This window comes from Allobrachymonas wangyanguii (assembly GCF_045055315.1).
Taxonomy (GTDB): domain Bacteria; phylum Pseudomonadota; class Gammaproteobacteria; order Burkholderiales; family Burkholderiaceae_C; genus Brachymonas; species Brachymonas wangyanguii.
In genome coordinates, this window is sequence record NZ_CP173677.1 from 620,282 (window position 1) to 640,442 (window position 20,161).

Genomic DNA, 20,161 nt, shown 5'->3' on the forward strand with positions numbered 1-20,161 from the left:
GCCGGTCCGCAGGCCATGCCTGCGGCACAATGGGGCCATCAGCACGGATGATGGACAGAGCGTGACAGAGACAGATCCCATGAGCCAGGCCGGAATCGCGCAGCCGCACTTCAGCGAGTTGCACGGCCGTGCCGTGACGGACGCCGAGGCCAGTGGTGGCGGCAGCCTGCCAGCGCTGCTGGCGGCACCGGGTGGCCTGGCGCCGTACTGGCAGACCTTTTTTGCCAGCCAGCCGCACACGCCGGCCAGCCTGGACGAGCGTGTGCAGGCGCTGCAGCGCCATATCCGCGACAACGACGTCAGCTACAACGTCCACTCCCACGATGGCCAGGTGCAGCGGCCCTGGTCGCTCGACCTGTTTCCGCTGCTGCTGCCCACGGCCGACTGGCAGCAGATCGAGCAAGGCGTGCTGCAGCGTACGCGCCTGCTGGACCGGGTGATGGCCGACGTCTACGGTCCGCAGCACCTGCTGCACGAAGGCCTGCTGCCGCCGGCGCTCGTACTGGGCCATCCCGATTACATCCCGGGCATGCATGGCGTGCAACCGGCTGGCGGCATGCATGTGCACACCGCGGCCTTCGACCTGTCCCGTGATGAGAACGGTGCCTGGTGGGTGGTGTCGCAGCGGCTGCAGGCGCCGGCCGGCCTGGGCTATATGCTGGAAAACCGCCATGTGGTGGCGCAGCAGTTTCCGCAGGCGCTGGACCGCATGCGCGTGCAGCGCCTGCCCACGGTCTACCGCGCCATGGTGGCCAGCCTGCGCCGGCGCAGCCCGGCTGGCGAGCGCGCCCATATCGCCCTGCTGACACCTGGGCCGTTGAATGAAACCTATTTCGAGCAGGCCTATCTGGCGCGCTATCTGGGCATTACGCTGGTCGAGGGCAGCGACCTGACGGTGCGCGAGCGCAAGCTCTATCTCAAGACCCTGCACGGGCTGGAGCAGGTCGATGTGCTGCTCAAGCGCGTCGACGACCAGTATCTGGATCCGCTGGAGCTGCGCTCCGATTCGCAGCTGGGCGTGCCGGGCCTGCTGCAGGCGATCCGCGCTGGCAGCGTGATCGTGTCGAACCTGCCGGGCAGCGGCTTTCTCGAATCCAGCGCCATGCTCGGCTTTTTGCCGGCGCTGGGGCCGCGGCTGCTGGGCGAGGAGCTGCAGCTGCCGGCGCTGCACACCTGGTGGTGTGGCGAGCAGGCGGTGCTGCCCGAAGCGCTGGCACAGATCGATGACTGCGTGATCAAGGCGACCTATCCGGCTGCGCATCCTGGTGGCGTGCCGCAGCGCAAGGCTTTTGATCCGGTCCTGTCGCGCCTGCTGACGCCGGAACAGCGCCAGCAATGGGTGCAGCGCATCCTGGCGCGGGGCGAGGATTACACCATCCAGCGCTACCTGCAGCCGTCCAGCATGCCGGTCTGGCACGCGGGTGCGCCGGGGCAGGACGGTCAAGCCGGCTTCCGACCGGCGCTGCTGCGCGTGTTCTGCGTGGCCGATGCGCCGGGAGAATGGCGCGTGGTGCCGGGCGGTCTGGTGCGGCTGGTGGGCGAGAGCAGCGGCCTGTCGGCGATGCGCTCCGGCGGTTCCAGTGCCGACGTCTGGGTGCAGGCGCCGGATGATGCGACCGAGACTGGCCATCCGCCGGGCATCCTGCAGCCGGTCGCCAGCGGCATGCCGACCTCGCTGCGCGGTTGGCTGGTGACCAGCCGTGCCGCCGACAACCTGTTCTGGATGGGGCGCTATACCGAGCGTGTCGAGAACAGCGTGGCCACCGTGCAGCTGGTGCTCAACCTGCTGTCAGGCGAGGAGCGTGCCTCGCCCGCACTGCTGCACTGGCTCGATGGCCTGTTGCGCGACCAGGGGCTGCTGCCGGAATCTGCTGCGCCGCTGCTGGCGGACGATCCGGCCGGCTGCCTGCGCAGCCTGATCGATGGCCTGGCTGGTGCAGATGGGCAGGGCATGATCCGCCAGCAGCTGGCCTGGCTGCACGGCACGGCATCGCGCGTGCGTGACCGGCTGGCGAATGAGCACTGGCAGGAGCTGCGTGCGGCCGAGCAGGGCTTTGTCGAGGACGGTGACCGGCTGCTGCGCGAGCAGGATTACCGCTTGGATAGCGCACAGCACATGCTGCGCCGACTGAGCCAGCGCATGACGGCGATCACCGGTTCGCAGCTCGACCGCATGACGCGCGATGACGGCTGGATCGTGTTGTCGAGCGGCCGCATGATCGAGCGCCTGGTGTTCCTGGCGCATGCGCTGGACCAGGCCTTTGCCGCGCGCGTGGTGCAGGAAGAGGACGGTTTTGAAGCGGTGCTGGCGCTGTTTGACAGCACCATCACCTTCCACGCCTACTACCAGCACAGCCACGACCTGACTGACCTGCTGCAGCTGCTGGTACACAGCCGGGAAAACCCGCGCGCGCTCGGCTGGGTCGCCTACACGCTGGAGCGACGCATGGAGCGGTTGCAGCGTGGTAGGCGCGATGCCGACATGGCCGATCTGCGCCTGCTACTGCCCAAGCCCGGCGAAGTGCCGCTGGCGCAGCTGTCCCAGGCCGATAGCGATGGCCACCACGGCGCGCTGCATGTGCTGCTGCAGCAGTGCATGCAAGGCGGGCTGGCCTTGTCGGCCGCACTGTCGCAGCGCTATTTCACCCACACCAGCGTGGTGACGCACCAGACCCTGCACGGCCTGCGCGAAGGGAGGCTGGCATGAAGCTGCATGTCACGCACGAGACGCACTACCGCTATGGCGACATGGTCGACAATGCCTTGCATCAAGTGTTCCTGCGCCCGGCCGATACGCCGGCGCAGCAGTGCCTGCAGCACCAGCTGCTGATAGCTCCTGATCCGGGCGACATCGAGACGCAGCAGGATATTTTTGGCAACACCACCTCCTGGTTTGCACTCACGGCACCGCACGATGTGCTTTCGGTGACATCGCAGGCCGTGGTGGAGACGCAGCCGTCACGCGCCGCCCGCAGCCAGCTGCCATGGGAGCAGGTGCGAGAGCGCTTTGTCTACCGCAGCGGCGGTCCCTACGATCCGGCGCATATCTTCGTGTTTGCCTCGCAGTATGCGGCGGCCGATGCGCTGGCCGCCGAATATGCCCGACCCTCGTTTGCGGCAGGCCGTTCCTTGCACGATGCCGCCATCGAGTTGATGCAGCGCATCTACCAGGATTTCATCTACCGCAGCGGCAGCACCGGCACCGGCACCACTGCCAGCGAGGTGCTGCAGCAGCGCGCCGGCGTCTGCCAGGACTTTGCCCATGTGCTGCTGTCCTGCCTGCGCGCGCAGGGGCTGGCGGCGCGCTATGTGAGCGGCTACCTGCTGACGCAGCCGCCACCGGGCCAGCCGCGCCTGCGCGGTGCCGATGCCTCGCACGCCTGGGCTTCGGTCTGGCTGCCGGACCTGCAACCGGCCGATGCCGATCCGGATCATCCACCCGGCGGCTGGCTGGATCTGGATCCGACCAACAATCGCTGGGGCTGGGACACGCCGGGCGAGGACTATGTGCGTGTGGCGCTGGGCCGCGATTTCAGCGATGTGTCACCGCTGCGCGGCGTTATCAACGGCAGCCGTGGCGGCGCGCTGGAGGTGGCGGTCACGGTCGAGCCGGAGCACGAACGGAATCGCTCAGAGGCGTGATTTCGCCTCGGCGCTGGCAGCGGCCTTCTTGGCGAATTCGGCACGCAAGGCCTTCAGCTTCTCGCGCGGATCTTCCTTGACGGTGGCGCTGTCCAGCGCCATTTCCTTGATGAAGCGGCTCGGTTGCGCGCTGATGATGTCGCGCCCCTTCTTGCGCCGGCGCGTCCAGCTCACCGCCAGCGAGCGCTGCGCGCGCGTGATGCCCACATACATCAGCCGGCGCTCCTCCTGGATGCGCTGCAGCAGGCCTTCGGCTTCGGCACCGCTGGCCTCATCATCCACGCGGAACGGCAACAGTCCCTCGACCACGCCAATCATCATCACGTGCGGCCACTCCAGGCCCTTGGAGGCATGCAGCGTGGACAGCGTGACCACGTTCTGGTCTTCCTCGCGCTCGGAAATGGTGGAGAGCAGCGCAATCGTCTGCGCCACTTCCAGCACGCTCCTGATCTCGCTCTGGGTGGTGACGCCGGCGGTGTCGTCCAGCGTGCCACCGGCGCGTCCCGCCATCCAGTCGATGAATTCGAGCACGTTGTTCCAGCGTGCGGCGGCCACCTTCTCGCTGTCCTCGCTGTCGTAGAGGTATTTCTCGAACTGGATCTCGCGCAGCCAGTCGCTCAGGAAAGTGCGCGCCGCTTCGGCACCGTTGGTGTGGCGTGCACGATATTCCAGGTCATTCAGGTAGCGGCCAAACTCGTGCAGGCTGTCCACCGCCCGCTTGGGCAGGGCGGCCGGCAGCGAGGGGCTGAACAGTGCCTCGAACATGCTGATGCGGTACTTGCCGGCAAACTCGCCGAGCTGCTGCATGGTGGTGTGGCCAATGCCGCGTTTCGGGCTGGTGATGGCGCGCAGGAAGGCCGGATCGTCATCGTTGTTGGCCAGCAGGCGGAACCAGGCGCACAAGTCCTTGATCTCGGCGCGGTCAAAAAAGCTGGTGCCACCCGAGACCTTGTACGGGATCTGCGCACGGCGCAGCGCGGTTTCCAGCAGACGGCTCTGGTGGTTGGCTCGGTACAGGATGGCAAAGTCGCGGAATTCCTTGTAGCTGGAGGTGGAGCGCAGGCTCTGGATGCGCGCCACCACGCGATCGGCTTCATGCTCCTCGTTGTCGGCGTCGATCACGCGCACCGGCTCGCCATCGCCGAGCGCGCTCCACAGCGTCTTGGGAAACAGCTTGGGGTTGGGGCCGATCACGTTGTTGGCGGCCTGCAGGATGGTGCTGGTGGAGCGGTAGTTCTGCTCCAGCTTGATCACCTTCAGCTTGGGAAAGTCTTCCGGCAGCTTGCGCAGGTTGTCCAGCGTGGCACCGCGCCAGCCGTAAATGCTCTGGTCGTCGTCGCCCACCGCGGTAAAGCGCGCATCAGGCCGGTCCGGCCCCACCAGCAGCCGCAGCAGCTCGTACTGGGTGGCGTTGGTGTCCTGGTACTCGTCCACCAGCACGTGGCCGAGCTGCTTTTGCCATTTCTCGCGTACTTCGGGATGCTGTTGCAATAGCTTGAGCGGCAGCTGGATCAGGTCGTCAAAGTCCACGCTCTGGTAGGCCTGCAGGCGCTCGTGGTAGAGCTGCATCACCATCGCGGCGCTGCGCTGCTCCTCGTTGCCCTTGGCCTGCTCCAAGGCTTGCGCGTGTGTCAGGCCCTGGTTTTTCCACAGGCTGATGGTCCACTGCCACTGACGTGCCACGGCGGCATCGGTGGTCTTGCCGCAGTCCTTCAGCAGCGAGAGCACGTCATCGCTGTCCAGGATGCTGAACTGCTCCTTCAGGCCAATCGTCTGGCCGTCCTCGCGCAGCATGCGCACGCCGAGCGCGTGGAAGGTGCAGATCACCACCTCGCGCGCGGCTTTCGCACCGATCAGGCCCTTGGCGCGCTCGCGCATTTCGGCGGCGGCCTTGTTGGTAAAGGTGATGGCGGCAATGCGCTTCGGCTCCAGCCCGGCCTGGATCAGCCGTGCGATCTTGTGCGTGATCACGCGCGTCTTGCCCGAGCCCGCTCCCGCCAGCACCAGGCAGGGGCCGTGCAGGTAGTTGACCGCTTCCTGCTGCGCGATATTCAGGCCATCAGACGACATGGAACTCCAGAAAGACAAATGCAAAGACCCGCCGCAGCGGGTCGATCAGGGATGGCCCATTATCGCCCAAAGCGGGAAAGCCGGGGGCAGGGCGGCATCGGCACTCTGGCAGAATGGAACGCTTCCCGGGTGCTGTCCATGCTGTCGATTCTTGCCGTTACCTTTCCGTTCTTTGCGCTGGTGTTGTGCGGCTATCTGGCGGCACGTCGCCAGCTGTTGCCGCTGGCCGCGATTCCGGGTCTGAACAGCTTTGTGCTGTTTTTTGCCCTGCCGGCGCTGCTGTTCCAGCTGGCGGCACGCACGCCGCTGCAGCAGCTGCTGGATGGCGTACTGCTGGCCTGTTATCTGCTGGTGGCCGCGGTGCTGGTCACGCTGGCCGTGGCCATCGCCCGGCGCCAGGGCCGCAACTGGAACGATGCCGCCATGGGGGCACTGGTGGCGGTGTTCCCGAACAGCGGCTTCATGGGCGTGCCCTTGCTGGTGGCCTTGCTGGGCGAAGCTGCCGGCGGCCCGATCATCCTGCTGGTGGCGGCCGACATGGTAGTCACCTCATCGATCTGCATTGCGCTGTCGCGGCTGGATGGCGCCGAAGGCAGCGGCCTGCAGGCGATGCGCCAGGCGCTGGGCAAGGCCTTGCGCGGCGTACTCGGTAATCCGATGGCCTGGGCGATCCTGCTGGGCGCCGGGTTCACGGCGCAGCAATGGGTGCTGCCAGAGGTGCTGGACAAGACGGTCGGCCTGCTGGCCAACGCCGCTACGCCTGTCGCCTTGTTCACGATTGGTGCGGTGCTGGCACGCGCCAATATGGCGCCGCAGTCCGGCCAGCATGCCGACACTGGCTGGCGAGATCCGGCTGGTATCGCCGCGATCAAGCTGCTGCTGCATCCGCTGCTGGTGTTCGTGGCCTGCGTGCTGGCGCGTCAAGCCGGATTGCCATTGTCCGATCTGGCGATGCAAGTGCTGGTGATGGCGGCGGCGCTGCCAAGCGCCAGCAATGTCTCGCTGCTGGCCGAGCGTCTGGGCGCGGACAACACGCGCGTAGCGCGCGTCATCCTGCTCAGTACGCTGGCCTCGTTTGTCAGCTTTGCGCTGGTGACGCAGTGGATGCGCCCCTGAACGCAGCGCTTACTGCGCCGGAACGATGATGACTTCGCTGCTGCGCAGGATGCCGCCGGCAGCCACGCTGCCAGTCGCTTCACCATTGCCGCTCACGCGATCCAGGCAGGCCTGCTTGTACAGCTCCGGCAGGCGATCGCAGCGCTTCTGGGCGTTGATCTGGTACTGGGTCAGCGGCTTGGATTCCAGCTGGCCCGGGGCGCCGCGGGCGGCTGCGGCTTCATGCGCTTGTGCCGTCGGGTAGCCTTTCTGCGCGCCGCTCGGGGACGGAGCGGACGGAGCCGTCTGTGCCGACACGGCAGCTGCCATGCCGAGGGAGGCGGCGAACAGGGTGGCACGGGTCAGGATGGTGGTTTTCATGGGATTCTCCTTGAGGGGTGGAATGATCCCAGTATCGACCCGGTGCCGTCCGCTCGCATGTAGGAATTTCGCTGAAGCGCCTGTCTGCCTCAGCCGGCAGCAAAGCGGTCAGTCGCCCCAATCAGCTGGTCCAGGATGCCGGGTTCGTTGTAGGCATGGCCGGCATTGCCGACCCAGTGCAGCTCCACCGGCGCTTCCACGCTGCGCAGCACCTGGTACAGGTCCCAGGCGCTGGTGGCCGGCGTGCACATATCGTAGCGGCCCTGCACGATCACGGTCGGGATCTCACGCAGGCGGTCGGCGTGCACCAGCAGCTGCGCTTCGTCCAGAAAGCCGCCGTGGGTGAAATAGTGGTTCTCGATGCGGGCAAAGGCCAGCGCGTGGTGCGGATCCTCCGCCTGCGGGCGCGGCAGCAGCGCAATCGTGCGGTTCTCCCAATTGGTCCAGGCCAGCGCGCAACGCAGCTGCTCCTCGGCATCGTCGCCGGTCAGGCGGCGGTGGTAGGCGGCAACCAGGTCATCCTGCTCGTCTTCCGGGATCGGCGCCAGGTAGTCCTGCCACAGGTCGGGGAACACATAGGAGGCACCGGCCTGATAGAACCAGGCGATTTCCGATTCGCGCAGCGTGAAAATGCCGCGCAGCACCAGTTCGCTCACGCGCTCGGGGAATTCCTCGGCATAGGCCAGCGCCAGCGTGCTGCCCCAGGAGCCACCAAACACCAGCCACAGCTCGGCGCCCAGCATCATGCGCAGGCGCTCGATATCGCTGACCAGATGCCAGGTGGTGTTGGCCTCCAGGCTGGCATGCGGGGTGGAGCGGCCGCAACCGCGCTGGTCGAACAGCAGTACGCAGTACTGTTCCGGATCAAACAGGCGGCGATGGTCGGCGCTGCAGCCGCCACCCGGGCCGCCATGCAGGAACACGGCCGGCTTGCCCGCCGGGTTGCCGACCAGCTCCCAGTACACCTGGTGGCCATCGCCGGTATCGAGAAAACCGGTCTGGAACGGCTCGATCGGCGGATACAGTTCGCGCTTGTCGGCGTGGATATCGTCGTGGCTGGTGTTGTGCTGGAAAATCGTCATGGCAGGCTACAGGGAGATTCGGACAAGGTCCTACTGTAACGCCTCCGCTCAGATCGCCAGCGGATCCACGTCGATCGCCCAGCGCAGGATGCCGCGTGGCCGGTGCTGTTGCAGCAGCTGGGACAGGATCGGCAGCAGCCGCAGCAGGGCCTGGCGCTGGTCGGTTTCCAGCAGCATCTGTGCGCGTTCTCGGTTCGCCACGCGCTGCGGCGTCATCGGAATCGCTGGATAGCCAAACACCAGACCTTGCGGATCGTACTGTTGAAGGCTGTGCAAGGCCAGATTCAGGAAGTCCTGTGCCTGCTGCTGGTCGCGGCTTTCGGCGCGCACCAGCGCCTGGTGGCTGAACGGCGGCATGCCGGCGGCGGCGCGCTCCTCCAGCTGCTGCGCGGCAAACGCCGGGTAATCGTGCGCCTGCAGCGCGGCAAACAAGGCGTGCTCGGGAAACTGCGTCTGGATCCACAGCTCGCTGCGGCTGCCGATGGCGGCATCGCGCCCGGCGCGGCCACCGGCCTGCAGCAGCAGGCTGAACAGGCGTTCCGGTGCGCGGAAATCGCTGCTGAACAGCGCGCTGTCCGGGTTCAGTGCCGCCACCAGCGTGATACGCCGGAAATCGTGCCCCTTGGCAATCATCTGCGTGCCCACCAGCACGTCCACATCGCCCGCATGCACCTGGCCGAGCTGCTGTTCCAGGCTGCCGGCATGGCGCGTGGTGTCGGCATCCATGCGCAGGATGCGGATCGCGCTGCCATCGGGGCGCTGCAAGTCCTGTAGCTGCTGCGCCAGCGCCTCTTCCAGCTGTTCAGTGCCCTGGCCCAGCGTGCGCAGATCCTGGTTGCCGCAGCTCGGGCAGGCAAAAGGCACACGTTCGGTAAAGCCGCAATGGTGGCAGCGCAAGGTGCGATCCAGCTTGTGGAATACCCGGTAGGCGCTGCAATGCGGGCATTCGCTCTTCCAGCCGCAATCGCCGCAGTGCAACACCGGTGCATAGCCGCGCCGGTTCAGCAGCACCATGCACTGCTCGCCACGCGCGATGCGTTCTTCCATGGCCGCCAGCAGCGCGGCGCTGAATACGGTCTGCCAGGGCTGCTGCCGCATGTCCACCAGCCGTACCCTGGGCAGCGGTGCCGCGCCAATGCGATCCGGCATGCACAGGCGCAGATAACGTCCGCCGGCGTCGCCATCACCGGCAGGACGACTGTGGTGCCAGCTTTCCAGCGAGGGCGTGGCCGATCCCAGCAGCACGCCGGCGCCGGCATGGTGGGCGCGGTAAATCGCCAGATCCCGCGCCGAGTAGCGCGCACCTTCCTGCTGCTTGTAGCTCGGGTCGTGCTCCTCGTCCACCACGATCAGGCGCAGCCCCGGCAACGAGGCCAGCACCGCCATGCGCGTGCCCAGCACGATGCGCGCCTGGCCGAAATGCGCCGCCAGCCAGGCCTGCAGCCGTTGCGCCGGCGTCATGCCGCTGTGCATGCTGACCATGCGGTGTTGCGGAAAGCGCCGCGCAAAGCGCTGCTCCAGTTGCGGCGTCAGGTTGATCTCGGGCACCATCACCAGCACCTGGGCCTGTGCATCCTCATCCAGCAGCGCCGCAGCAGCTTGCAGATAGACCTCGGTCTTGCCGCTGCCGGTGCTGCCAAACAGCAATGCCGGTGGCAATGGCTGGCCCTGGGCTTGCAGGCGCTGATGCTGCAGCGTGGCCAGCGCCGCCTGTTGTTGCGCCGACAAGGGCAGCGGAGCTTCGGCCGGCTCTGTTGCGGAGCCAACAGCTGCCTTGTCCAGCTTCTTCAGCCGGCGTGCCAGTTGCGTGCCATCGACTTCGCGCAGCTGTGGCGGCAGCGCCGACAGCGCCACCTCGCCCATGCTGCGCTGGTAGTAGCGCGCCGTGAACTGCACCAGCTGGCGCCAGCCGGCATCCAGTGGTGGCAGCGCTTCCAGTACCTCGCCGATGGCGCGCAGCTGCACGCTGTCCGATTCCGGCTGCTCCGGCCCGTCCCAGACTACGCCCAGCACCTGGCGCGCGCCCAGCGGCACGCGCACCAGCGTGCCGGCCGGCAGGGCGTGCGGGTGCAGATAGTGCAGGGGCCGGGCTGACAGTGGGCTGTGCGCCGGCAGCGCCACCAGCACCGGCACCGGAACGCCGGCAGCGGCGTCAGGAAGCAGGGAAGACATGGCCGGTACTTTACCCGTTCCGGCCCGCTCCAGAGGCAAAAAGCACAGTTGTGCACATTCCCCAGCAATTGTGGATAACTTTGTGGATGTCTTGGGGGTGGAGCGCGCAAGTGCGCGTCCTTCAAGGCTTTGAGCACTTTGCGGCAAAAATGGGCAAAAAGACAAATTTGATAAAAATCAATAACTTGCGTTTGCGTCAGGAATCTGCCGGGCTTTTTCTGTGCCATGACAGGGGCTAGCACAAAAATGGGGATAAATCGTGCGGGTGCAGCCATTGCCGCCAATTTTTTGCCAGGCTGGGCTGTGCGTTTATCCAGCCTGCCGGCAAGCCAGCAAGGACGCGGCCTCGCGCACAGGCTCCCCGCCAACCCGCGCCCTTGCTGGCTTGTGAGAGGGGGTGGCTGGCAGGCCGCGTATCTGCTGGCTTTCCACAGGGCCGGGCCTCACCCACAGCTCCTGTGGATAACTTTGTGGATGATCTTGGGAGCGATGCGCCAAGTCCGCGTCCTGCATGGCTTCCAGCGTTTTGCCTAGATAAGTGGCAAAAAACGAATTTCATGAAAATCAACAACTTACGGAATCTGCCAAGGGCTGATTCTGCTGCACTGCAACACAAATGACAGTTCAGAGGCAGTGCTGGCAGATGTGCATAAATCCGCCAGCCATGCTCGGATTTGCCTGCCCCAGGCTGTTGTGGAAATGCACGGATGACGGCTGAATGACAGTTAAACGGCTTCCTTGTCATTCTGCTCCATCAGATGGTCCCAAGTGCTTGTCCTGATTGGCTTTTCCGGATGTTGTTGGTGCCCTGTGGATAACTTTGTGGGTATCCCTTGGGCAGACACTGGACAAGACGGTAAATCGCGCACTTGCAGCCACTTGCTGATTCTGGGCAGCCATCAAAAAATGATTGAATTTCAAGAACTTGCAAATCCAAGTTGAAAGTGACGTGGCAGCACGGCCGGCATCGATCTGCGGAGCGGCATTTGTGCATAACCCTGCGTTGTCAAGCCTCGAAACCGCATTTTCCGGGCTTGACAGCCACGGTTTTCCCCAGATGGGCGATGCACTTGTGCACTGGCCATAAAAAAACCGCTGGCACAGGCCAGCGGTTGTCCAGGGGGCAGGGCGCGCTTAGGCGGCGGCCACGCGCATGGCGCGCGAATGGCTGTGCACCGCTTCCACCAGTGCCGTCACGTTCTCCGGCGGGGTGAACTGGTTGATGCCATGGCCCAGGTTGAAGATGTGGGTCGGACCACGGCCTTCACCGGTGTGCGGCGTGCCAAAGCTGTCGAGCACGGCACGCGCTTCGGCCGCCACCTTGTCGGGCGAGGCAAACAGCACGTTCGGGTCCAGGTTGCCCTGCAGTGCCTTGCCTTCGCCATGCATCCAGAGCGAGGCACGGGCCGCGCCCAGGTTGACGGTCCAGTCCACGCCCAGCACGTCGCAATCGAGCAGGTTCATCTGCGTCAGCCACAGGCCACCGCCCTTGGTGAACACCAGGCGCGGGATGTCGGCACCGTCCGGGCCGGTGCGCTTGAGCTGGCCCAGCACCTGTTCGGTATAGGCCAGGCTGAACTCCTGGAACTTGCCGTCGGCCAGCACGCCGCCCCAGCTGTCAAAAATCATCACGGCCTGGGCGCCGGCATCGATCTGGGCGTTCAGGTAGGCTGCCACGCTGCGTGCGTTGACTTCCAGGATGCGGTGCATCAGGTCCGGGCGGCTGTACATCAGGCTCTTGACGGCGCGGTAGTCGCTGCTGCTGCCGCCTTCAACCATGTAGCAGGCCAGCGTCCACGGGCTGCCGGAGAAACCGATCAGCGGCACACGGCCGTTCAGCGCCTTGCGGATGCTGGTCACGGCGTCAAACACGTAGCGCAGCTTGTCCATGTCCGGCACGTCCAGCGCGGCCACGGCGGCTTCATCGCGCACGTTCTTCTCGAACTTCGGGCCTTCGCCCTGCTGGAAGCTCAGGCCCAGGCCCATGGCATCGGGAATCGTCAGGATGTCGCTGAACAGGATGGAGGCATCCAGCGCAAAGCGGTCCAGCGGCTGCAGCGTGACCTCGGTGGCGTAATCCACGTTCATGGCCAGATCCATGAAGCTGCCGGCGCGGGCGCGGGTCTCGCGGTATTCCGGCAGGTAGCGGCCGGCCTGGCGCATCAGCCACAGCGGCGTGTACTCGGTCGCCTGGCCGCGGCAGGCACGCAGAAAGGTATCGTTCTGGAGGGGGGCAAAAGCAGTCGTAGCGTTCATGCACAGCATTGTCGCAGGGATTGGCGGCAAAGCGGCAGCATCCCGGTGCGGCACCGCGGCATCGCGCCTGTTACAGACACTTGCCAGATTTGCCGTCCATTTCGCCGGGCGGTCATGAACTCTTGCCCATAATGATCCTGAACCCTGCCATCGTGGCAGGCGCATTCTTTGATTGACCAGGAGATCGCCATGGGACTGCTAGACGCGCTTTCGCAAATTGCCAACGCCCTCAACCAGAACAGCCAGCCGCAACAAAGCCACGTGGACGAGATCGTGCGTGAAGCCCCGCGCGATACCGTGCGCGAAGGCCTGCGCGAGGCATTCGATGCCAACGACACGCCCAGCCTTGGCGAGCAGGTTGGCCAGATGTTCGGCCAGTCCAGCAACCAGCAGCAGGCCGGCCTGATCAACCAGGTCATCCAGGCGCTGGGCCCGGCCGCAGCCGCAGCGCTGGCAGGCGGTGTGCTGCAGAAGGTGATGAAGCCCGGTGAGCAGCAGATTGATGCCGATGCCGTGACCCAGCTGTCGCCGACCGAGGTGACCCAGGTCGTGAACGAGGCGCAACAGCAGCAGCCCGAGCTGAGCCAGCGCCTGAGCGAGTTCTACGCCGACAACTCCGGCCTGCTGAAGGCGCTGGGTGGCGTGGCCCTGCTGGCCGCAGCGATCAAGATGAAGCAGTATTCCGAGCGCAACTGATCCCGGTCAGCTGCATAGTCACTGGGGCACCCTGCGGGGTGCCCCTTGTCATTTGTGGCGTCAGGTCCACAGCAGAATCGCACAAGTGTGCGATTTCTTACGTTGCGTAGGGGTTTATGTCGGTTCCATGAATCGCATTCAGGGATAACCCTATACTTCGTCCCGTCCGGTTGCCAACCCGCGCGACCGTATCCACTGAGCAGCACGGCCCATCCGGCGCGCTGCCAGCCAAGGGAGCCTCCATGACGACTACCGCTGCCGATTTTGAAGCCGTACTGGCGCAACCCCCGCGTCAACCGCTGCGCGCCCGCACCGAGGTGCCGCTGCGTGAAGTGCCCCAACACCATCGCCACAAGGTGCTGGAGCACCTGCTGGCGCTGGACGAGCGTGACCGCTACCTGCGGTTCGGCCTGCTGGCCGGTGACCGCCATATCGAGCGTTATGTCAACGGCCTGCAGTTTGGCAGCGACGAGCTCTACGGCTATTACGACGAAAACCTGAACCTGGTTGCGCTGGCCCACCTGGGCTACAGCCCCGATGGCAAGGCAGCCGAATTTGGTGGCTCCGTCAACAAGAGCCTGCGCGGCATGGGCATGGGCCAGCAACTGTTCGATCGTGCCGTGCTGCATTGTCGCAACCGTGGCCTGAACCTGCTCTACATCCACGCCCTGACCGAAAACCGCCCGATGCTGCGCATCGCGCGCAAGGCCGGCGCCCGCGTCGAGCGCGATGGCGAGGAGTCCGAAGCCTACCTGACGCTGCCGGCAGCCACCAGCGCCAGCCGTCTGGAAGAAGCGCTGGACGAGCGCGTGGCCGATACCGACTACCGCATGAAAAAGCAGCTGCGCAACTACCAGCAATTCCTGCAGCGTCTGCAGGGCTTCGGCATGCTCGGCAACCCGCTGCTGCGCCAGCATTTCTGAGTCTGCCGCCCAGACGGAAGGAATCCGGGCACACCTGACATTCGGGTGACCCGGATTTTGTGTATCCTAGGGGGATCGCAACCATCTGCACGCCAGTGCTTTCAATTCCGTGAGTGACCCTTCGCCTTCCCCCAGTCTGGGACATGAGGACAAACGCAGCCTGTTGCAAAAAATCGCCGAATTCCTGCATCCCGGACCCGACTCCCCGGAAGAGCTCTACAACACCCTGGCCCAGGCCGAAAGCAACGATGTCATCGGCCCCGACAGCCGCATCATGCTGGAGGGCGTATTGCGCATCGCCGGCATGACCGCCAGCGATGTCATGGTGCCAACCAAGCGCATGGACCTGCTGGACATCAATGCCAGCTATGACGAGCTGCTCAAGACCGTCATCAACACCGCGCACTCACGTTTCCCGGTCTTCGAAGGCGAGCGCGACAACATCATCGGCACGCTGATGTCCAAGGACCTGCTCAAGCTGCAGCGCGCCCCCGACCTGAATATCCGCGTGCTGCTGCGCGCGCCGCTGTTCATTCCCGAGAGCAAGGGCCTGAACGAGCTGCTGCGTGAATTCCGCGTCAAGCGCAACCACCAGGCCATGGTGATCGACGAATTCGGTCGCCTGGCCGGCCTGGTCACGATCGAGGACGTGCTGGAGGAAATCGTCGGCGAGATCGAGGACGAATTCGACGAGAACGAGGAAGAGGGCGATATCTACAGCCTGGCCGACGGCTCCTACCGCGTCAGTGGCGATACCCCGGTCGAGCGCATCAACGAGGATTTCGAGGTGCGCATCACCAGCAGCGATCCCGAAGATGCGGACAACTTCGACACCATTGGCGGCCTGATTGCCCACGAAATGGGCCATGTGCCGCGCCGCGGCGAGTACATCACGCTGGACGGCCTGAACTTCGTTGTCATGCACACGCGTGGCGGTGCGGTGCGTTGGTTCAAGGTCTCTCGCGCGGTCAACCCCGAAGCCGGCTACTGAGCCGCTGCTACGGCTAGCCCCTGACACCATGACACACACGCTGCCTGCCGGACGCCTCGGACTGCTATTGCTGGCCTTGTGCGGCGTGCTGCTGGCCTGGTCTACCGCCTGGCCCTGGGGCGGCATGCCCTTGTGGTGGCTGCAGCCGCTGGTGCTGGCTGTCGCGGTCTGGTTGCTGGCGCGCTCCGTCTCGCCTATCGATTCGCCACGCCAGCGTTTCCGCCGTGGCTTCCGCCGTGGCTGGCTGCTGGCCACGGTCTGGCTCGCCAGTACCTTCTGGTGGCTGTATATCTCCATGCACGTCTATGGCGGCATGCTGTCGGGAGTGGCGGCACTGGCGGTGCTGTTGCTGGCCGGCGCGCTCGCGTTGTATTACGCGCTGGCCTGCGGGCTCTGGCTGGCACTGCAGGGGCCGACGCGGGCGGGCGGCAGCCTGCTGTTTGCCGCGCTCTGGCTGCTGGCCGAGCTTTGCCGTGGCGTGCTGTTCACCGGTTTTCCCTGGGGCGCGCTGGGCTACGCCCATGTCGAAGGCCCGCTGGCCGGCTGGGCACCCTGGATCGGCGTCTACGGCATCGGCTTCCTGGCCTGCTGGCTGGCGGCGCTGCTGGCGCTGCGCCAGCTGCACGGTCGCAACGCTTCGGTGCGCCAGGGCCTGCTGACCTCTGCCACCGTGGTGCTGCTGCTGTTTGCCGGCATCGCGCTGCGTGAAGGCGTCAATCCCGGCCTGACCATGCCGGCGGGCGACAAGCCGCTGGGCGTGGAGCTGATGCAGGGCAATATCCCGCAGGACGAGAAATTCGTGCCCAGCGGCGGCATCGAAGCCGCGCTGGTCTGGTACGGTGAGCAGCTGGCAGCAGCGCAGGCGCCGCTGGTGCTGCTGCCCGAAACCGCCTTGCCGATCCTGCCGACGCAGCTGCCGCCGGGCTACTGGCAGGCCATGCAGCAGCGCTTTGCCACGGGCGAGCAGGCGGCGCTGATCGGCACGCCGGCCGGCACCTTCGAGACCGGCCTGGCGAATGTCGTGGTCGGCATGGTGCCGGGCGGTGCCGTGCTGGCCGGCAGCCAGCCGCTGTCGCAGGTGCTGATGCCGCCGTCCGGCCAGCCCGAATACCGCTATCTCAAGCAGCACCTGGTGCCGTTTGGTGAGTTCGTGCCCTACGGCTTCCAGTGGTTTGTCGACATGATGGTGATGCCGCTGGGCAACTTCCTGCGCGGCGATGCCAACCAGCCGCGCCTGCTCTGGCAGGGCCAGCGCATCCAGCCCAATATCTGCTACGAAGACCTGTTTGGTGAAGAGCTGGCAGTCAGCTTTACCGATCCCGGCCAGGCCCCGACTATCCTCGCCAACGTCAGCAACATCGCCTGGTTTGGTGACAGCGTGGCGATCGACCAGCACCGCCATATCAGCCGCATGCGCGCCATGGAACTGGGTCGCCCGATGCTGCGTGCCACCAATACCGGTTCCACCGCCATCATCGACCATCTGGGCCAGGTGCAGCAGGAGCTGCCGCGGCTGGAGCGTGGCGTGTTGCGTGGCCAGGTGCAGGGCCGCGAGGGCCTGACGCCGTTTGCGCGCTGGGCCGGTCAGCTCGGCCTGTGGCCGCTGTGGCTGCTGGGTGCGGCCTTGCTGGCGCTGTTTGCCCTGCGTCCGTCGCGCCCGCGCGGCTGATGCCACCCCTGCGCCATATTCCCCCGCTAAAATGGTTTATTGGCCCCTTCGCGGGCAGACAGGACATTTCATGCTGACATTCCAACAAATCATCCTCAAGCTGCAGCAATACTGGGACGCCCAGGGCTGCGCGCTGCTGCAACCCTATGACATGGAAGTCGGTGCCGGCACCAGCCACACCGCCACCTTCCTGCGCGCCATTGGCCCCGAACCCTGGAAGGCCGCCTACGTGCAGCCCAGCCGCCGCCCCAAGGATGGCCGCTATGGCAACAACCCGAACCGCCTGCAGCATTATTACCAGTACCAGGTGGTGCTCAAGCCGGCACCGTCCAACATCCTCGAGCTCTACCTGGGCAGCCTGGAAGCACTCGGCTTCGACCTGAAGAAGAACGACATCCGCTTCGTCGAGGACGACTGGGAAAACCCGACGCTGGGCGCCTGGGGTCTGGGCTGGGAAGTCTGGCTCAACGGCATGGAAGTGACCCAGTTCACCTATTTCCAGCAGGTTGGCGGCATCGACTGCAAGCCGGCCACCGGCGAGATCACCTACGGCCTGGAGCGCCTGGCGATGTACCTGCAGGGCGTGGACAACGTCTACAAGCTGCAGTGGACCGATGAGCTGACCTATGGCGACGTCTACCACCAGAACGAGGTGGAGCAGTCCACCTACAACTTCGAGCACAGCGATGCCGATTTCCTGTTCCAGGCCTTTGCCGCACACGAAAAGCAGGCCAGGTACCTGATCGAACAGCAGCTGGCGCTGCCGGCCTACGAGCAGGTGCTCAAGGCCGCGCATACCTTCAACCTGCTGGATGCCCGCGGTGCGATTTCCGTCACCGAGCGCGCAGCCTACATCGGCCGCATCCGCAACCTGGCGCGTGCCGTGGCGCAAAGCTATTACGAGAGCCGTGAGCGCCTGGGCTTCCCCATGGCACCGCGTGAATGGGTGGCCCAGATGGAAGCCGCCACCAAGGACAAGAAGGCCGCCTGAGAAAGAACACCATGACGATTCCCAATCTGCTCGTAGAACTGTTTGTCGAAGAACTGCCGCCCAAGGCGCTGAAGAAGCTGGGCCAATCCTTTGCCGATTCCCTGCTGGCCGCGCTGCGCGCGCAAGGCCTGGCCAATGGCGATAGCGTCGCTACCCCGTTTGCCAGCCCGCGCCGCCTGGCCGCCCATGTCACCCGCGTGGTGGCCAAGGCGGCAGACAAGCCGGTGCAACTCAAGCTGATGCCGGTCACGGTCGGCCTCGATGCCGATGGCCAGGCCACGCCTGCGCTGCTGAAAAAGCTGCAGGCGCTCGGCAAAGGCGCTGATGCGGTGCCGCAACTCAAGCGCCAGCAGGACGGCAAGGCCGAATCGCTGTTCCTGGACAGCGTGATCGACGGTGCCACGCTCGACAGCGGCCTGCAGAAGGCGCTCGAAGAAGCGATTGCCAAATTGCCGATTCCCAAGGTCATGACCTACCAGCTCGAAACCGGCTGCGAGATGCCGGGCTGGAGCAGCGTGCAGTTCGTGCGCCCTGCACACGGCCTGGTGGCGCTGCATGGCAGCAGCGTGGTGCCGGTGCAGGCGCTGGGCCTGCAGTCCGGTCGCCAGACGCACGGCCACCGTTTCGAGGCCAAGGCCGAGCCGATCGAGCTGGACCATGCCGACAGCTACGCCGATACGCTGCGCGAGCAGGGCGCCGTGATCGCCAGCTTCGAGGAGCGCAAGGCCGATATCGCGCACCAGCTGGAGCTGGCAGCGATCCAGCTGGGCAATGGCTACACCCCGATCAGCGATGACGCGCTGCTCGAGGAGGTCACGGCGCTGGTCGAGCGTCCCAAGGTGCTAGTCTGCGAGTTCGAACCCGAGTTCCTTGAAGTGCCGCAGGAATGCCTGATCCTGACCATGAAGGCCAACCAGAAGTACTTCCCGCTGCTCGATGCCGAGGGCAAGCTGACCAACCGCTTCCTGGTGGTCAGCAACATCAATCCCGATGACGCCTCGGCCGTGATCGGCGGCAACGAGCGCGTGATCCGTCCGCGCCTGGCCGATGCCAAGTTCTTCTTTGACCAGGACCGCAAGAAGAAGCTCGAAGAGCGTATTCCCGGCCTGGCCAAGGTGGTCTACCACAACAAGCTGGGCACCCAGGCCGAGCGCAGCGAGCGCGTGCGCCAGATCGCCCATGCCATCGTCAACCAGCTGCGCCTGGGCACGCACCCCTACACGCTGGAAGACAAGGACAGCTTCGACGTGCTCGACAGCAAGGTGCAGCAGGCGGCGCAACTGGCCAAGTGCGACCTGCTGACCGACATGGTTGGCGAATTCCCCGAGCTGCAGGGCATCATGGGCCAGTACTACGCGCGCCACGAAGGCCTGCGCGACGGCGTGGCCGTGGCCATCGAGGACCACTACAAGCCGCGCTTTGCCGGCGACCTGCTGCCGCGCAACCAGACCGGTACCGTGCTGGCACTGGCCGACAAGCTGGAAACCCTGGTCGGCATGTTCGGCATTGGCAACCTGCCGACCGGCGACAAGGACCCGTTCGCACTGCGCCGCCATGCACTGGGCGTGATCCGCATCCTGATCGAAAAGCGCCTGCCGCTGGACCTGTCCACGCTGGTCACCGCTGTCGGTGGCATCTTCGGCACGCTGCTGCCCGATGCGGCCAGCAGCAACCAGCAGCTGCTGGACTTCATCTACGAGCGTATCGGCGGCTACCTGCGCGAGCAGGGCTACAGCGCACAGGAGGCTGATGCCGTGATCGCCGTGCGTCCGGCCTGGGGCGAGATCCCGGCGCGCCTGGATGCGGTACGCGCCTTCGCGCAACTGCCCGAAGCCCAGGCGCTGGCTGCGGCCAACAAGCGCATCGGCAACATCCTGCGCAAGGCCGGCGATGTCGGCCAGGTGGTCGATGCCCACGTCAGCGAAATGCTGCTGCAGGAACAGGCCGAGAAAGACCTGTTTGCCGCCATGCAGCAGATCCTGCCCGAGGCCGATGCCCATGTGGAGCAGGGCCGCTACACCGAATCGCTGCAGGCGCTGGCCGCGCTGCGCGTGCCGGTCGATACCTTTTTTGACGACGTGATGGTCAACGCCGAACAGGACGACCTGCGCATGAACCGCCAGGGGCTGCTGAAAATGCTGCACCAGGCGATGAACCGCGTGGCCGACCTGGCGCGCCTGGCCGTCTGAACGG

At 65.5% G+C, this 20,161-nt stretch carries 14 protein-coding genes; 9 read left to right on the top strand and 5 right to left on the bottom strand.

What is annotated here, in order from left to right:
• Positions 1-79 precede the first annotated feature (79 nt).
• Entirely contained in the window at positions 80-2,707 is a 2,628-nt protein-coding gene (locus ACI3EV_RS02935; RefSeq protein WP_337691492.1) for a circularly permuted type 2 ATP-grasp protein, read from the top strand.
• Positions 2,704-3,642 (top strand): transglutaminase family protein, encoded by a 939-nt coding sequence (locus ACI3EV_RS02940; RefSeq protein ID WP_337691490.1) that lies wholly within the window; start codon positions 2,704-2,706, stop codon positions 3,640-3,642. The genes ACI3EV_RS02935 and ACI3EV_RS02940 overlap by 4 nt, the downstream gene beginning before the upstream one ends.
• Here the strand turns inward: ACI3EV_RS02940 and ACI3EV_RS02945 are convergent.
• Entirely contained in the window at positions 3,631-5,712 is a 2,082-nt protein-coding gene (locus ACI3EV_RS02945; RefSeq protein WP_337691489.1) for a UvrD-helicase domain-containing protein, read from the bottom strand. The two genes, ACI3EV_RS02940 and ACI3EV_RS02945, sit on opposite strands and share 12 nt — an antisense overlap.
• Positions 5,713-5,850: 138 nt before the next feature.
• On the opposite strand from ACI3EV_RS02945, the gene ACI3EV_RS02950 reads away from it, so the two are divergent.
• Positions 5,851-6,828, top strand: a complete 978-nt coding sequence (locus tag ACI3EV_RS02950; protein WP_329769980.1) for an AEC family transporter — start codon at positions 5,851-5,853, stop codon at positions 6,826-6,828.
• Positions 6,829-6,837: 9 nt separating this feature from the next.
• Here ACI3EV_RS02950 and ACI3EV_RS02955 read toward each other — a convergent pair whose 3' ends face one another.
• The 4 genes from ACI3EV_RS02955 to hemE all read right to left on the bottom strand — a co-directional run bounded on the left by ACI3EV_RS02955 (position 6,838) and on the right by hemE (position 12,698).
• Positions 6,838-7,188, bottom strand: coding sequence for a hypothetical protein (locus ACI3EV_RS02955; protein ID WP_329769979.1), 351 nt, complete (start codon positions 7,186-7,188; stop codon positions 6,838-6,840).
• 89 nt (positions 7,189-7,277) lie between these two features.
• Complete coding sequence (pip, locus tag ACI3EV_RS02960; RefSeq protein ID WP_329769978.1) at positions 7,278-8,270, bottom strand: prolyl aminopeptidase; 993 nt, start codon at positions 8,268-8,270, stop codon at positions 7,278-7,280.
• A gap of 48 nt (positions 8,271-8,318) precedes the next feature.
• Positions 8,319-10,442 (bottom strand): primosomal protein N', encoded by a 2,124-nt coding sequence (gene priA, locus ACI3EV_RS02965; RefSeq protein WP_337691485.1) that lies wholly within the window; start codon positions 10,440-10,442, stop codon positions 8,319-8,321.
• A 1,134-nt stretch (positions 10,443-11,576) separates the two neighbouring features.
• Positions 11,577-12,698: a uroporphyrinogen decarboxylase gene (gene hemE / locus ACI3EV_RS02970; RefSeq protein ID WP_405198025.1), complete on the bottom strand. Its 1,122-nt coding sequence runs from the start codon at positions 12,696-12,698 to the stop codon at positions 11,577-11,579.
• Positions 12,699-12,887: 189 nt separating this feature from the next.
• On the opposite strand from hemE, the gene ACI3EV_RS02975 reads away from it, so the two are divergent.
• From ACI3EV_RS02975 to glyS, 6 genes are all read left to right on the top strand, one after another.
• Complete coding sequence (locus tag ACI3EV_RS02975) at positions 12,888-13,394, top strand: hypothetical protein (RefSeq protein ID WP_337691481.1); 507 nt, start codon at positions 12,888-12,890, stop codon at positions 13,392-13,394.
• Positions 13,395-13,636: 242 nt separating this feature from the next.
• A complete protein-coding gene (locus ACI3EV_RS02980; protein WP_337691479.1) occupies positions 13,637-14,317 on the top strand; it encodes a GNAT family protein in 681 nt (226 codons plus the stop codon).
• A gap of 109 nt (positions 14,318-14,426) precedes the next feature.
• Positions 14,427-15,308, top strand: a complete 882-nt coding sequence (locus ACI3EV_RS02985; protein ID WP_329769973.1) for a transporter associated domain-containing protein — start codon at positions 14,427-14,429, stop codon at positions 15,306-15,308.
• Positions 15,309-15,336: 28 nt separating this feature from the next.
• The gene (lnt, locus tag ACI3EV_RS02990; RefSeq protein WP_337691475.1) at positions 15,337-16,977 is read left to right on the top strand and encodes an apolipoprotein N-acyltransferase; all 1,641 of its coding nucleotides are present in this window, start codon (positions 15,337-15,339) and stop codon (positions 16,975-16,977) included.
• 70 nt (positions 16,978-17,047) lie between these two features.
• Complete coding sequence (glyQ, locus tag ACI3EV_RS02995; protein WP_337691472.1) at positions 17,048-17,968, top strand: glycine--tRNA ligase subunit alpha; 921 nt, start codon at positions 17,048-17,050, stop codon at positions 17,966-17,968.
• 11 nt (positions 17,969-17,979) lie between these two features.
• On the top strand, positions 17,980-20,157 hold the full coding sequence (gene glyS, locus ACI3EV_RS03000) for a glycine--tRNA ligase subunit beta (RefSeq protein ID WP_337691470.1): 2,178 nt from the start codon (positions 17,980-17,982) through the stop codon (positions 20,155-20,157).
• Positions 20,158-20,161: the final 4 nt, after the last annotated feature.

What these genes read in the sequence shown, in the direction of transcription:
- ACI3EV_RS02935 (WP_337691492.1), top strand. Translation starts at nt 80, where the DNA reads ATGAGCCAGGCCGGAATCGCGCAGCCGCACTTCAGCGAGTTGCACGGC.
- ACI3EV_RS02940 (WP_337691490.1), top strand. Translation starts at nt 2,704, where the DNA reads ATGAAGCTGCATGTCACGCACGAGACGCACTACCGCTATGGCGACATG.
- ACI3EV_RS02945 (WP_337691489.1), bottom strand. Translation starts at nt 5,712, where the DNA reads ATGTCGTCTGATGGCCTGAATATCGCGCAGCAGGAAGCGGTCAACTAC.
- ACI3EV_RS02950 (WP_329769980.1), top strand. Translation starts at nt 5,851, where the DNA reads ATGCTGTCGATTCTTGCCGTTACCTTTCCGTTCTTTGCGCTGGTGTTG.
- ACI3EV_RS02955 (WP_329769979.1), bottom strand. Translation starts at nt 7,188, where the DNA reads ATGAAAACCACCATCCTGACCCGTGCCACCCTGTTCGCCGCCTCCCTC.
- pip (WP_329769978.1), bottom strand. Translation starts at nt 8,270, where the DNA reads ATGACGATTTTCCAGCACAACACCAGCCACGACGATATCCACGCCGAC.
- priA (WP_337691485.1), bottom strand. Translation starts at nt 10,442, where the DNA reads ATGTCTTCCCTGCTTCCTGACGCCGCTGCCGGCGTTCCGGTGCCGGTG.
- hemE (WP_405198025.1), bottom strand. Translation starts at nt 12,698, where the DNA reads ATGAACGCTACGACTGCTTTTGCCCCCCTCCAGAACGATACCTTTCTG.
- ACI3EV_RS02975 (WP_337691481.1), top strand. Translation starts at nt 12,888, where the DNA reads ATGGGACTGCTAGACGCGCTTTCGCAAATTGCCAACGCCCTCAACCAG.
- ACI3EV_RS02980 (WP_337691479.1), top strand. Translation starts at nt 13,637, where the DNA reads ATGACGACTACCGCTGCCGATTTTGAAGCCGTACTGGCGCAACCCCCG.
- lnt (WP_337691475.1), top strand. Translation starts at nt 15,337, where the DNA reads ATGACACACACGCTGCCTGCCGGACGCCTCGGACTGCTATTGCTGGCC.
- glyQ (WP_337691472.1), top strand. Translation starts at nt 17,048, where the DNA reads ATGCTGACATTCCAACAAATCATCCTCAAGCTGCAGCAATACTGGGAC.
- glyS (WP_337691470.1), top strand. Translation starts at nt 17,980, where the DNA reads ATGACGATTCCCAATCTGCTCGTAGAACTGTTTGTCGAAGAACTGCCG.